Origin of the sequence: Micromonospora sp. NPDC049048, from assembly GCF_043197615.1 — a bacterium.
Classification (GTDB): Bacteria; Actinomycetota; Actinomycetes; order Mycobacteriales; family Micromonosporaceae; genus Micromonospora.
The window spans coordinates 710,683-723,558 of record NZ_JBICTM010000002.1 but is presented as its reverse complement, the minus strand read 5'-3'; the positions used below and the strand labels follow the sequence as shown (position 1 = coordinate 723,558).

Below are 12,876 nucleotides of genomic sequence, written 5' to 3'. Positions count from 1 at the left end.
CGACAGGGGATCTGTGCCCGGCGTACGGGCGGGGTGGGCATCGGGCGCGCGTGCGGGGCGTACCGCGGCGGTGGTCTGGCGGGTGGACGCCGACGACGGGGCGACCGGAGCTGGGGCCGGGGCGGACGGACCTCCGGGCGCGCGACGGAATTCCTCGCGGCCGGTGTCCCGGCTGCGGAGCGGTGGCCGCCGGGTCAGACGCCGGGCGGACCGCGCCGGGCGGGGACGCCCCGGCCGGGTTCGCGGGCGTGACCCTCCGGGCGGGCGTCCGCGACGGCGGGGGCGCCGGTCGGAGCGTCGGCGCGATGGATCGCCGCCGGGGCGGCGGTGTCGGTGGTCTGCTCGATGACCGGCTCGCGGCGCGGCAGCGGCTGCGCGGCCTGGGCGCTGGTGACGACGGTGGCGGCGAACGGGCCGGTGGCAGACGGCGTCGGTGCGGCGGTGGCGCCTCCGAGGCCCACGGCGAGCACCAGCGCGGCGACCGCCAGCCGGGTCAGCTCGCGCAGGGAGCGCAGCGTGACCGACCAGAACGGGTCGACTGACGCTACGGACGGCACCGCTCCAACCTATCGCCCCGGACCGGATCGCGCAGCGCGGCGACGGCGTGTGAGCGGGTGACCGCCACCACGATGTCCGATGTGGATCAGGCGTCGACACGTGCGACGGCCCACCCGGTGGCGCGTCCGCCGGGTGGGCCGTCGTCGTGCGGGATGTGCGTCAGCCGTCGGTGCCGAGCACGGGCGGAGCGGCGACCGTGCCGTCCCCCCAGACCATGTCGTCCTCCGTCAGCCAGGTCAGCCGGCCGTCGGTGTCGTCGTCGTTCGTCGGGCTGCCGCCCAGTACGCCGGGGCGGCTCGCCCCGCCGCGGGCGCCGCCCGGACGTCCCGTCCCGCTGGCCGCCCGGTCGCCGGCGCCCTGTCGTGCCCCGTTGTCGAAGCGCCGGCCCATGCCGGTCGCGGAGCGGTTGTCGGCCACCGGACTGCCGCCGGCGGACCGGATCGAAGCGGTCGGCGCACTGCCGCTCCCGGCGAGGGCTCCGGTGCCGAGTACGCCCGGACCACCCTGCCCGCCGAACTGGAGGCCCGCGCCGCCGGCCGAGGCCGTCGAGGTGCCGCCCAGCCCCACAGGGCCGGTCGCACCGGTCAGCAGCGTGGCGCCGGCGAGGGAGGTGCCGGTCGTGACGCCGCCGGGAGTGCCGCTGCCCGGCTGCCCGACGCCGGTGCCGGGGGTGACCGTCCCCGAGCCGCCGCCCGGGCCGGAGCCGGGCCCAGTGGTGGTCGCGACGGTCGCGCTGCCCGGCTGCCCGGCGAGGCCGGACGCCTTCGGCGCGGCCGTCGGCGTGGTGGCGCCAGGGCCGCTGCGCGGGGTCGTCGAGGGGTCGCGGTTGGTCGTGCCCGGGATGTCGGGGTGCGGCGGTGGCGGTGGGACGAGCCGGCCGTAGGCGGAGAGGTCGTAGCCGGCGGCCAACTCGGCCACCACGTTGACCATGCGCTTGTGCGCCTTCTCCTGCTCGGCCTTGTCCTGCTGGTGACCCAGCAGCCCGCCGACCACCATGCCCGGCACGCCGAACATGGCGCCCTTGGCCGCGCCGGAGACCGCCCGGTCGTGGTCGTCGGTCTCCTCCGGGCTCTCCGCCTGCTGGCGGGCGGTGCGCAGCTCACCGGCCATCAGGGTCAGGCTCCGGCTCACGTCCGCCATGCCCTCGCCGAGCTTGTCGGCGTAGTCGGTGACGAGCGTCAACCGCCGCTGGAACTCCTGCGAGGCCGAGCCAGTCCAGGTGTTGGCGAGCTTGTCGAGGTCGCCGCTGAGCTCGCGGGACAGCCCGTCGAGAATGCCCTTGAGCGCCGTCCACTGCGCGGCGACGCCGTCGATCTGGCCCGGCTGGCCGGCCATCACGCCGTCGTAGAGCTGCTGGTGGCTGACGGGCTCGTAGCGCTGGGTGTACTCAGACACGCGGTGCCTCCTTCCGCTTCAGCGCGTCGTCCACCCCGTTCAGCACGGCGGCGATGTCGGCGGAGTTGGCCGCGTTGCGCTCCTCGGCGGTGCGGTAGTTGGCCAGGATCGTCGCGGTGGCGCTCTGCGCCGCTTTCACCGCGGCACGCAGCCGGTCGACCTGGTCCACGTAGGACTGCTGGATCTCGGAGTAGCGGCGGGAGTTCTCGGTGGCGTCGGCGAACGAGCCGAGCGCCGGGGGCCGGCACTGCATCTCGGTGCGCAGCTTCCGCAACGCCTTCTCCGCCTCGGTCAGCCGGTGGGCCAACTTCTGGTGGAAGTCTTCCAGGGACAGCAGGTCGACTGTCGTGCGCCCGGTCATGGCAGCATCCCCGTACGTCATCGTCGATAACCGTTGGCAGGGCTCAGGTTAGTCGACCGGTGCGACTCGGGCGACCCGCCACCGGCGTCGATCCCTCCGGCCTCAGCCATCCGTCCCGGGGCTGGGGGACGACGTGCCGGACGAGGCCGGCGCCCCGGACGTGGGCCCGGCGGAGGGCGTGGCCGACGTGCTCCCCGCGGAGGGCGTGGCCGACGCGTCGGACTTCTGCGGCCTGGGGCTGCCCGACGACCCGGCCTGGGCCGACGGCGCGGGACCAGGCGTGAAGTGGGCGAGCGCCTTGTCCCGCGAGAGGGTCGGCCCCGTGGGCACGAGAGCCAGCAGCGAGGCGGGTACGGCCAGCGGGGTGACCCCCTCGTAGCCGAGTGCCGACATCGCGCCGACGCCGAGCGGGTAACGGACGCCCTGGGCGGTGATCAGATGGACGGTGGTGCCGCGGGCGGCGGCGCCGCTCTCGCCGGACCCGGGCATGGACTGCACGAGCACGCCCTTGCCGCCGGGCAGCAGCACGCCCTCGGCGGTACGCACGCCGTCGCGCGCGCTCTGCCGCACCGGAACCGCGCCGGGGGCGGCCAGCTCCGCCGGCACCCGGTCGAAGACCTCCAGCGTGGTGGTCGGCGGCCCGCCGTCGGTGCCCGCGCGGTAGGTCGCGCAGACCGCCGTCCGGCCGGCGGTGACCGGATGCAGCGCGGGCAGGGCCTGCGGCATCCCCTCCGCCTCCGCCCGCTGGTCGGTCAGCAGCTTGCCGGCCTCGGCCGGGGTGATGTCGGTGACCTGGCCGCCGTCGCGCAGCAGCAGCAGGGCGCTGATCTCGCCGATCGCGGAGAGACCCTCCCGGGTGAGCACGTAGTGCTGGCCCGCCGCCCGGAAGACCTGGCCGACCTTGGCCGGGCGCTCGGTCAGGCTGCTGGCCTCGTCCTCGCCGGCGATCGCCGGCTGCCGCATGACCGGCCCGGCCGGCACGGCGTTGAGCAGTTGCTGCCCCACGGCCAGGCGGGGCGCGTTGGCCATCCGCAGCGCGGCGAGCGCGGAGTCGCCGCCCGTCACCCGCAACCGCCGGTCACCGGTGAGCAGGTGCCGCTGGCCGTCGGCCTCCACCAGCACGGCCCGGTCGCCGAGCGGCGTACCGCCGGGCAACGAGCGGTCGATCACCAGGCGGGTGCCGGAGCGGCGGGGGTCGGCCGGGTCCGGGACGTCGCAGACCGACCAGGGCAGGCCCGTCAGGGACTTGCGGTCCGGCAGCGCGTCCGGGGCGCCGACGATGCCGACCGTACGCCCCCGGGGCCGCTCCCGGATCGACGCCTGGGACATCGTGCGCACCTGCGGCGCCGGCTCGTTGATGATCAGTCGGGCCGAGGCGTAGTTGAGGGTGGGGTGCAGCTGCCCGTCGACGAAGACGTACGTCGCCCCGGTCTCCCGCTCGATCACCAGCGTGTTCGGCTCCAGCGGCGCCGTGTTGCCGGTGAACTGCCCGTACGCGCCCACGCCCCCGAGCACCACGGCCGCGGCGATGACGCTGCCGACGACCGCCATGCCGAGCCGCCGCATCGGCAGGTTGCTGGTCTCCGGGTCGCCCGACAGCAGCGCCGAGACGATCCGGCGGGTGACGAAGCGGTACGCCTGCACCTGGTCGCGGCGGGTCCGCATGACTTACCTCCGGCGGGGGTGGGTCCGCGACGAGCAGGTCCGAGTCGGTGTCGCGGGCTTCCCTACGATAAGGGGCCGTCGGCGGGTCACCGGGACCAGCGCCCGACCCCGTCCGGCGGACGCTCCGCCGTCCAGAGAGGACTGTCAGCGATGACGCAGGTTCAGGCGCCACCCGGTCGTCCGGCACCGCAGCCGTCCGACGTCGCCGGGCGGCCGGTCGTCCCGGCCAACCGGCGCGACCGTGGTCGGATCGGACCGGTTGCCGTGGGGCAGCTCGTGGTGCTGGAGCTCTGCGCCCTGGCCGTCTGGGCGGCGCTGGGCGGGCCGGTCTGGCTCGCCGCCGTCGTCGGGGTGCTGTCGCTGGCGGTGGTGGTCGCGGTCTTCACCCGCCGAGGCGGCCGCTGGTGGTACGAGGACCTGCTGCTGCGCCGGCGGCTGCGGCTGCGCAGGGAGGCGGCCAGGAGCACCGTCGCGGCGGGCGGCGGGACCGATCCGAGGCTGGCCGCCCTGGCCCCCGAGTTGACTGTGACGGAGCTCACGGACCGTGGCACGCGGCTCGGCATCGGGCAGGACGCGCAGGGCTGGTTCGCGGCGGTGGCGTTGCAGGAGCGCGCCGGGGCGCCCGCCGGATCGGTCGAGGCGTCGGTGCTGGACCGGGCGCTGCGCGTACTCGCCGACTTCACCGGCCCGGTCACCCGCGCCCAGGCGCTCTCACACACCCTGGTCTGGTACCCGTCGCCGGGGGCGCCGCCCGCGGCCCACCGGACGGTCTGGCTGGCGCTGCGGCTCTCCGTACGCGACGCCCGCGTGGAGACCGTCAGCCGGGGCGGCGGCATGCCGGGCGTACACCGCACGCTGGCCGCCGGGATCGGCCGGCTGGGTAAGGCGCTGACCGCGGCCGGGCTCGCCCACCGGCCGCTGAGCCGCGACGAGCTGCGCGCGGCGGTGGTCTCGGCGGCCGGGCTGGACCTCGCGCCGACGCCGCCGGCGGAGACCTGGACCGGCCTGCGCGGCGGCGGCTGGACCCAGCGCTGCCTGGTCCTGCGGCCCCGGTCCGACGCGCCGTTCGGCCCGCTGGTGGACGCGGTGACGTCGACGTCCGCCCCCTCGCACACGCTGGCCGTCGTGGTGCTGCCGGGCGGACGGCTCGCCGCGCCGATGCTCCGGGTGGCGGCGCCCGACGAGCACGTGGAGGCGCTGGTCAAGGCGGTACGGGAGGTGGCGCGCCGGTCGGGCGCCCCGGCCCGCCCGATGGACGGCCAGCACGGCCCGGGCGTCTACGCCACGGCCCCGGCCGCCACCACCGTCGTCACCCTGCACCCGACCGACTGAGGCCGGGGGCCGGACGGGTGGGTCAGGGCCGGAGGTTGACGATCCAGCCGTAGAGCCCGACGACCCAGACGGCCAGCGGGACCAGGGCGATGATCAGCATGATCTCCACGATGTCGAGCAGCCGGCCCCAGACCGGGGAGATCCGCTTGCCGGCCACGGTGAGCCCGTAGATCAGGCTCACCACGGCCGCGAGCACCAGGCCGCCGAGGATCAGGCCGAGGCGTACCGACGTCGAGCCGTTGCCGAACGTCGCGGCAGCGGTCAGGCCGAGCCCCGCGCTGCCGGCGAACAGCACCGGGGTGCGCTGGGCGCGGCCCAGGAACGGACGGGCCCGCAGCAGCGACAGCAGCGACAGCACCAGGCAGAGCAGCACCGCCGGCAGGCTGCCGTGCAGCGCGAGCACCACCTGCGCGCCGAGCACCAGCAGCGACACCGTCCAGAGCAGACCCGTCAGGAACTCGTCGGCCCGCTCGCTGAGCTGGAGGACCTGCCGGCCGTCCACCGTCTCGGTGTCGCTCTTCAGGTCGTCGGGGCCGGTCGGGATGGACGGCACCGGCAGCCGCGCCAGCCGGTACGCCGCCATCGGCAGCGCCGGCACCGCGCCGAACGCGACCGCGGCGACGACAGCGGCGGCAGCCGGCGCACCGGTGTCGAAGACCAGGCTGACCAGCGCACCGAACCCGGTGCCGGCGCTGACCGCGACCGCGCCGAAGAAGAGCGGAAGCCGGTCGCCGACGGCCAAGGCGGCCACCGCCGCGCAGACCATCACCGCCGTGGCGCCGAGGAGCACGTGCGGGGCGGCCAGCTCGGTCAGCGGACGGTCGCCGGCGAGCAGCAGCAGGCCGCCCACGCCGGCGTACGCCAGACCGACGGCCCCCAGCACCGACCCGGTCGCGCTGTCGGCGGCGGCCCGGGACAACACGGCCGCGGTGACCACCAGGGCGACCGCGACGACCAGCGCGGCCAGCGCGCCCGGCAGGTGCGGCGGCCCGGTGAACAGCGTCGCCACCGCGCCGGCGCCGAGCGCCGCGGCGGCGAAGAGCACCGCGAAGGACCGGGTGGTGCCGACCTGCCAGGCCCCGGGTCGCTGGTTGGTGGCGGTGGCCACGGCGTCGACCACGTCGTCGAAGACGATCTCCGGCGCGGTGGCGGACCGGGGGTTGAAGTAGAGCACCTCGCCGTCGCGGACACCGAGCTGCGCGGCGGTACGGCCGCCGTCGAGCGGCTGCCCGCCCAGCCGGGCCAGACTCCAGCCGCCGTGGCGCACCCCCTCGTCGGCCAGGTCCTCGCCCGCGTAACGCAGCAGAGTGGGCAGCAGGTCGGCGAGCGGGACGTCCGAGGGCAGCGCGAGGTCCATCCGGGTGCGGGGCGCCACGATGGTGATCCGGCTCAGGCCGCCGGTCGCCGTCTTCGTCGCCACAGTGGCCTCCTCGCGCTCTCTACGATCACCCCTGGCCGGTGGTGCCGACGCACGGGTTCCTGACGCCCACGGGAGATTACCTACGATGGCGGGCACGTACGATGCCCACCCGACGACTCCGGTCGCTCACCGAACTTCATCAGGGCCGCTTCTGGGAGGAGACAGCCGTGAGCACGGTGGTGTTCCGCCGGCTCCCGCGTCAGCCGGGGCCTGCGCTGCCACGAGGCGAGGTGCTGCTGGAGTCGCCTCCGGAGCTGCCCGAGCCGACCCCGCGCGGGATGGGGCAGCTGCTGATGATCCTGCCCATGGTCTGCGGCGTGGGCGCCATGGCGTTCCTCTACGCCGGCCGGGGCGGCGGCACGATGACCTACATCGCCGGCGGCCTCTTCGGTGTCTCGATGCTGGGCATGGCGATCGGTTCGCTCAGCCACGGCAACAACGACAAGGCCGAACTCAACGCCGACCGGCGCGACTACATGCGTTACCTGGCCCAGATGCGCAAGCGCACCCGGCGCGCCGCCGAGCAGCAGCGGGCGGCGATGGCCTGGCGGCACCCGGAACCCGACGCGCTCTGGTCGATCGCCGCCTCCCGCCGGCTGTGGGAGCGGCGGATCACCGAGGACGACTTCGGCGAGACCCGGATCGCCACCGGCCCGCAGCGCCTGGCCGTGGAGATCGTCCCGCCGGAGACCAAGCCGGTCGAGGACCTGGAGCCGATGAGCGCCATCGCGCTGCGTCGCTTCGTCCGCGCCCACTCGAACGTGCCGGACCTGCCGACCGCGCTCTCGGTGCGGGCGTTCAGCCGGGTGGTGCTGCGCGGCGACCGGGAGCCGGTGCTCGATCTGACCCGGGCGGCGCTCGGCCAGCTCGCCACCTTCCACGCCCCGGACGACATGGTCGTCGCGATCGTCGCCGCGCCGGACCGGCAGCCGTCCTGGGACTGGGTGAAGTGGCTGCCGCACAACCACCACAGTGCCCGGACCGACGCGGCGGGCGCCCGCCGGATGGTCTTCGCGAGCCTCGCCGAGGCCGAGGAGGCGCTCGCCGCCGAGCTGGCCGGCCGGCCCCGGTTCGCCCCGGAGGCGAAGCCGCTGACCACCGCGCCGCACCTCGTCGTGGTGATCGACGGCGGCGAGGTCTCGGCGGCCTGCCAGCTCATGGGACCGGGGCTGCTCGGCGCGACCGTGATCGACCTCTCCGGCACCGTGCCCCGCGACGCCGGCCGCTGGCTGCTCTGCCTCGACGTGGGCGACGGCAGCTTCCTCGAACTGGTCCGCGGCACCTCCTCGTCGCGGCTCGGCCGGCCCGACCGGCTCACCGAGGCCGCCGCCGAGGGGCTGGCCCGGCAGATCGCCCCGTTCCGGCTGTCGCAGCAGCAGACCACGTCGGAGGAGCCGCTGGCCAAGAGCATGGAGCTGCCGGACCTGCTCGGCGTCGGCGACGCCGCCGCGGTCGACGTGCAGCAGACCTGGCGCCCGCGCAGCCACCGCGACCGGCTGCGCATCCCGCTCGGCGTCGGGCCGGACGGCAACGTGGTCGAGCTGGACTTCAAGGAGTCCGCGCACGAGGGCATGGGCCCGCACGGCCTGATCATCGGCGCGACCGGCTCCGGCAAGAGCGAGCTGCTGCGTACGATCGTCGGCGCGCTGGCGGTGACGCACTCCTCCGAGGAGCTCAACTTCGTCCTGGTCGACTTCAAGGGCGGCGCCACGTTCGCCTCGCTGGACGCGCTGCCGCACACCAGCGCGGTGATCACCAACCTGGCCGACGAGCTGCCGCTGGTCGACCGCATGAAGGACGCCCTGGCCGGCGAGATGACCCGCCGCCAGGAGGTGCTGCGGGCCGCCGGCAACTACGTCTCCCGCTACGACTACGAGAAGGCCCGCGCCGCTGGCGAACCGCTGGACCCGATGCCGAGCCTGCTCATCATCTGTGACGAGTTCAGCGAGCTGCTCGCCGCGAAGCCCGACTTCATCGACCTCTTCGTGATGATCGGCCGGTTGGGCCGGTCGCTCGGCGTGCACCTGCTGCTCGCCTCGCAGCGGCTGGAGGAGGGCAAGCTGCGCGGCCTCGACACCCACCTGTCGTACCGGATCGGTCTGCGTACCTTCTCGGCGGTGGAGAGCCGGATCGTGCTCGGCGTGCCGGACGCGTACGAGCTGCCCAACGCCCCCGGGCACGGCTACCTGAAGACCGACACCAGCACGATGCTGCGGTTCCGGGCCGCGTACGTGTCCGGACCGTACCGGGCCCCGGGGCAGGCCGCCGCGTCGTCGCGGGCGCTGGTGCAGCGCCGCATCGTCCGGTACGGGGTCGACTTCGTACCGGTGCAGAACCCGACCCTGCCGGTGCCGGACGCGCCCGAGCCGGAGCAGCCCGCCGACGGCAAGGCCCTGGCGATGCTGGACGTGCTGATCGACCGGCTCAAGGGGCGGGGCCGCCCGGCGCACCAGGTCTGGCTGCCGCCGCTGGCGGAGCCGCCGGGCCTGGGCGAGCTGCTGCCGCCGCTGAGCGTCGACCCGAGGTTCGGCCTCTGCACCGCCTCGTGGGGCGGTCGCGGGCGGCTGGCCGCGCCGATCGGCATCGTGGACCGGCCGTACGAGCAGCGCCGTGACCCGATGCTCGTGGACCTGGCCGGCGCCGGCGGCAACGTGGTGATCGTGGGCGCCTCGCTGAGCGGCAAGAGCACCATGCTGCGTTCGATGCTCGCCTCGCTGGCGCTCACCCACACCCCGCGCGAGGTGCAGTTCTTCTGCCTCGACTTCGGCGGTGGCGCGTTGCGCAGCCTGGACGGGCTGCCGCACACGGCCGGCGTGGCCGGGCGGCGGGACACCGAGGCGGTGCGCCGTACGGTGGCCGAGGTGGTGGCCGTCCTCGATGAGCGGGAGAACCGGTTCGCCCAGCACGGCATCGACTCGGTGGCCAGCTACCGCCGGCGCCGGGCGGCCGGGGAGTTCGCCGACGACCCGTTCGGCGACGTCTTCCTCGTCGTCGACGGCTGGAACACCCTGCGTCAGGAGTACGAGGAGCTGGAGCAGACCATCACCACCCTGGCCAACCGTGGCCTGGGCTTCGGCGTGCACGTGGTGCTGACCGCCGTGCGGTGGGCGGAGATCCGGATCAACATGCGGGACCTGCTCGGCACGAAGCTGGAGCTGCGCCTCGGTGACCCCAACGAGTCGGAGATCGACCGGCGGGCGGCGGCGAACGTCCCGACCGGCTCGCCCGGGCGCGGTCTCACCCGCGACAAGCTGCACTTCCTGACCGCGATCTCGCGGATCGACGGCCGGCGCGACATCGACGACCTGACCGAGGCGTCCGTCGCCCTGTCCCGGCACGTCGCGGAGGCGTGGCAGGGCCAGCCGGCGCCGAAGGTGCGGCTGCTGCCCCGCAAGCTGGCCGTCACCGAGCTGGCCCGGGTCGTCGACCGGTCGGCGCCGGGCCTGCCCATCGGGGTGAACGAGTCGGCGCTGGCCCCGGTCTACCTCGACCTCGTCAACGAGCCGCACCTGACGGTCTTCGGCGACGCCGAGTGCGGGAAGACCAACCTGCTGCGGCTGATCGCGCGGGGCATCACCGAGCGCTACACCCCGGCGCAGGCCCGGCTGGTCATCGCCGACTACCGGCGCGGTCTGCTCGGCGCGGTCGAGGGGGACCACCTGCTCGACTACGCGCCCTCGAACCAGGTGTTCGCGCAGGGGCTCGGCTCGATCCGCAGCGCGCTGTCCAACCGGCTGCCCGGCCCGGACGTCACCACCGCGCAGCTGCGTGACCGCAGCTGGTGGAAGGGACCGGACCTCTACATCCTGGTCGACGACTACGACCTGGTCGCCTCGGGCGGCAGCAACCCGCTCAGCGCCCTGCACGAGCTGCTGCCCCAGGCCCGCGACATCGGCCTGCACCTGATCATCACCCGGCGGGTGGGCGGCGTGGCCCGGGCGCTCTACGAGCCGGTCCTGCAACGCCTGCGCGAGCTGGACCAGCCCGGCCTGCTGATGTCCGGCAACCGGGAGGAGGGCGCGGTCTTCGGCACGCTGCGGCCGAGCCCGCAGCCGCCCGGCCGGGGCACGCTGGTGCGCCGGCGCGACGGCCAGCAGCTCATCCAGACCGCCTGGTCGGAGCCGGCCTGAGGCATCTCCCACCGGTCGGCGGGACCGCCCGGGGTGACGGCATCCGGTAACCTGCGGCACGAGCGCCGCAGCCGACGAGAGGACCGTGTTGAGCACATCGTGGACGCCGGGGGGCGCGGGAGCGGCGGGGCTGCAGGGCCTCCTGCAACAGGCGCAGGAGCAGCAGCGCCGGCTTGCGGACTTCCAGCGGCAGCGCGCCGAGCTGCGGGTCACCGGGGAGAGCCCGGACGGCCTGGTCCAGGTCACCGTCGACGGTGACATGAAGGTCGGCGACATCGAGATCAGCGCCCGGGCGATGCGACTGGACAGCTTCGCCCTGGCCGAGTCGCTCCAGGCCGCGATCGACGACGCGTACGCCGCGCACGCGCAGCGGCAGCGCGAGCTGGTGGAGGAGATGGTCGGCGGCCCGGAGCTGGTCCGGCAGGCCGAGGCGGGGAAGGTCACCCCGGAGGACTGGTTCAAGCACTTCGGAGTGGACATCAACGACCCGCTGCGCCGGCTGCGCGGCTGACCGGGAGGGTAGGACATGACGAACGTGGTCGACGTCGGCGCCATCCGGGGCGCGGCGAAGAAGCTCGCCGCCGAGGACGGCCCGAAGGCGTTCCTGCGCAACGCGAAGGAGAAGTTGGACGAGGTCAAGCTGTCCGGCCTCTCCATGACCATCCTCGGCATCGGCGCGGTGGGCCGGCACAACGCGGTGATCGACGAGCACGTCGACAACCTGCGCACCGGCATCGAGCACCTGCAGAAGGCCGCCGACAACCTCGAGAAGACCGCGAGCAACTGGGAGCAGTCGGACCAGCCCTGGGTGGTCAAGTGACCTCCCGGGCGCAGGACGCAGGGAGGCGCTGATGCCGGAGATCCTGATCGCCAATTCCTCGGGCTCGGTGGTGGGGACGCACAGCGTCGCGGCGCAGACCGCACCGGTCCGGACGCTGGCCGGCGCGGCGCGGGCCAACTGGGCCTGGCTCGTCGGCGCGGGCGTCCTCGTCCTCGCCATCGTCCACCTCGAGTCCTTCGACAACGACGAGATCTCCAAGGCCGTCAAGAGCTGGGGTGACGCCGCCGCCTATCTCGGCGGTGACCAGTTCGGCAAGGCGATGGAGAGCGTGCCGCCGTCCGCCGAGGAGTGGAACTTCGAGGACCGCGAGGCCTTCGACAAGTTCGTCCAGCAGCTGAACATGGAGGTCGCGGCCCTCGCCGAGGCGCTCAACGCCAACAAGGACGCGTTGCAGGGCCTCCAGGACCACTACAACTCCGTGATCGACGCGCTGGTCGCCGTGTTGACGACGATCCTGATCGCGGTGATCGCGGCGGTGGCGCTCCAGGCGTTCCCGCCGACCATCCCGCTGGCGAACGCGATCGGCGTGGCGGGCCTGACCGCGAGCATGGCGATCATCGCCTTCGTCTTCCAGGACATCGGCTCGTTGCTCTCCACCATCACGAGCTCGTTCCGCGGGGCCGAGGTGCACCAGTTCACCACCGAGTCCAAGCCGGGTTTCGCGTCGGGTCCCGACCCCGACATCAAGGACATCAAGATCGACTGGGTGCAGCATTCAGGGTTCTACACGGCCTGAGTGGTCGGCCGGAAGGTGGGTGGCACCGTGTGGCAGACGGGCGTGTTCGTGTACGCACTGGTCACCATCCCGGTCTTCGTCGTGCTCGGGGTGGTCGCGCAGCTGACCCGCTCGCGGGCGGCCCGGCGGTTGATGGAGATCGTTCTGCTCAGCGGCGTGGCCGCGTTCGCGCTGGCCCTCGGCACCCTGGCGGACGACGGGCTCCAGTGGACGCTGGTGTTGATGCTGGTCGCTCTGTTCGTCGTCGGCGTGGTGATGCACGTCCGCTCCTACTTCCGGTCCTCCTAGCGGACGCGATCCCCCGCTGGGCGGTAGGCGCGCCATCTGAGGCAGGGCTGCGGGGACTGGAAGGCGTCCGCTACGGTCTTGGCTGAGTGTCCGTCGGTGGGGTGATTGCCTTGCGGCGGGGGAGGGCGCGGCGACTGCGCCGCCACAAGA

11 protein-coding genes are annotated in these 12,876 nt (G+C 74.3%); 6 read left to right on the top strand and 5 right to left on the bottom strand.

The features are described 5' to 3' along the window. Positions 1-194 precede the first annotated feature (194 nt). The 4 genes from ACGFIG_RS08730 to eccB all read right to left on the bottom strand — a co-directional run bounded on the left by ACGFIG_RS08730 (position 195) and on the right by eccB (position 3,979). Positions 195-557: a hypothetical protein gene (locus ACGFIG_RS08730; RefSeq protein WP_393000641.1), complete on the bottom strand. Its 363-nt coding sequence runs from the start codon at positions 555-557 to the stop codon at positions 195-197. A gap of 160 nt (positions 558-717) precedes the next feature. Continuing rightward, positions 718-1,953 carry a WXG100 family type VII secretion target gene (locus tag ACGFIG_RS08725; protein WP_393000639.1) on the bottom strand — a complete coding sequence of 412 codons (1,236 nt, stop codon included), beginning with the start codon at positions 1,951-1,953 and terminating at the stop codon, positions 718-720. Further along, positions 1,946-2,314, bottom strand: coding sequence for a hypothetical protein (locus ACGFIG_RS08720; protein WP_393000637.1), 369 nt, complete (start codon positions 2,312-2,314; stop codon positions 1,946-1,948). Before ACGFIG_RS08720 ends, ACGFIG_RS08725 begins: the two co-directional genes overlap by 8 nt. A 102-nt stretch (positions 2,315-2,416) precedes the next feature. Beyond that, on the bottom strand, positions 2,417-3,979 hold the full coding sequence (eccB, locus tag ACGFIG_RS08715) for a type VII secretion protein EccB (RefSeq protein WP_393000635.1): 1,563 nt from the start codon (positions 3,977-3,979) through the stop codon (positions 2,417-2,419). 150 nt (positions 3,980-4,129) lie between these two features. On the opposite strand from eccB, the gene ACGFIG_RS08710 reads away from it, so the two are divergent. Next, complete coding sequence (locus ACGFIG_RS08710) at positions 4,130-5,311, top strand: type VII secretion protein EccE (RefSeq protein ID WP_393000633.1); 1,182 nt, start codon at positions 4,130-4,132, stop codon at positions 5,309-5,311. 22 nt (positions 5,312-5,333) lie between these two features. On the opposite strand, the gene eccD is transcribed toward ACGFIG_RS08710, so the two are convergent. Further along, positions 5,334-6,731, bottom strand: coding sequence for a type VII secretion integral membrane protein EccD (eccD, locus tag ACGFIG_RS08705; RefSeq protein WP_393000631.1), 1,398 nt, complete (start codon positions 6,729-6,731; stop codon positions 5,334-5,336). 167 nt (positions 6,732-6,898) lie between these two features. Between eccD and eccCa the strand changes: the two genes are divergently transcribed. The 5 genes from eccCa (at position 6,899) to ACGFIG_RS08680 (ending at position 12,726) form a co-directional block, all read left to right on the top strand. Further along, a complete protein-coding gene (eccCa, locus tag ACGFIG_RS08700) occupies positions 6,899-10,861 on the top strand; it encodes a type VII secretion protein EccCa (RefSeq protein WP_393000629.1) in 3,963 nt (1,320 codons plus the stop codon). Between the two features lie 85 nt (positions 10,862-10,946). Next, a complete protein-coding gene (locus tag ACGFIG_RS08695) occupies positions 10,947-11,372 on the top strand; it encodes a YbaB/EbfC family nucleoid-associated protein (protein WP_393000627.1) in 426 nt (141 codons plus the stop codon). A 15-nt stretch (positions 11,373-11,387) separates the two neighbouring features. Next, entirely contained in the window at positions 11,388-11,681 is a 294-nt protein-coding gene (locus ACGFIG_RS08690; protein ID WP_393000626.1) for a hypothetical protein, read from the top strand. Positions 11,682-11,712: 31 nt separating this feature from the next. Further along, the gene (locus ACGFIG_RS08685) at positions 11,713-12,438 is read left to right on the top strand and encodes a hypothetical protein (RefSeq protein ID WP_393000624.1); all 726 of its coding nucleotides are present in this window, start codon (positions 11,713-11,715) and stop codon (positions 12,436-12,438) included. A gap of 27 nt (positions 12,439-12,465) precedes the next feature. Beyond that, positions 12,466-12,726, top strand: a complete 261-nt coding sequence (locus ACGFIG_RS08680; RefSeq protein ID WP_393000622.1) for a hypothetical protein — start codon at positions 12,466-12,468, stop codon at positions 12,724-12,726. The last annotated feature ends 150 nt before the right edge of the window (positions 12,727-12,876 follow it).

Bases quoted from the DNA above. Each gene is read 5' to 3' on its own strand.
- ACGFIG_RS08720 (WP_393000637.1), bottom strand. From the start codon at position 2,314: ATGACCGGGCGCACGACAGTCGACCTGCTGTCCCTGGAAGACTTCCAC.
- ACGFIG_RS08685 (WP_393000624.1), top strand. From the start codon at position 11,713: ATGCCGGAGATCCTGATCGCCAATTCCTCGGGCTCGGTGGTGGGGACG.
- ACGFIG_RS08690 (WP_393000626.1), top strand. From the start codon at position 11,388: ATGACGAACGTGGTCGACGTCGGCGCCATCCGGGGCGCGGCGAAGAAG.
- ACGFIG_RS08710 (WP_393000633.1), top strand. From the start codon at position 4,130: ATGACGCAGGTTCAGGCGCCACCCGGTCGTCCGGCACCGCAGCCGTCC.
- eccB (WP_393000635.1), bottom strand. From the start codon at position 3,979: ATGCGGACCCGCCGCGACCAGGTGCAGGCGTACCGCTTCGTCACCCGC.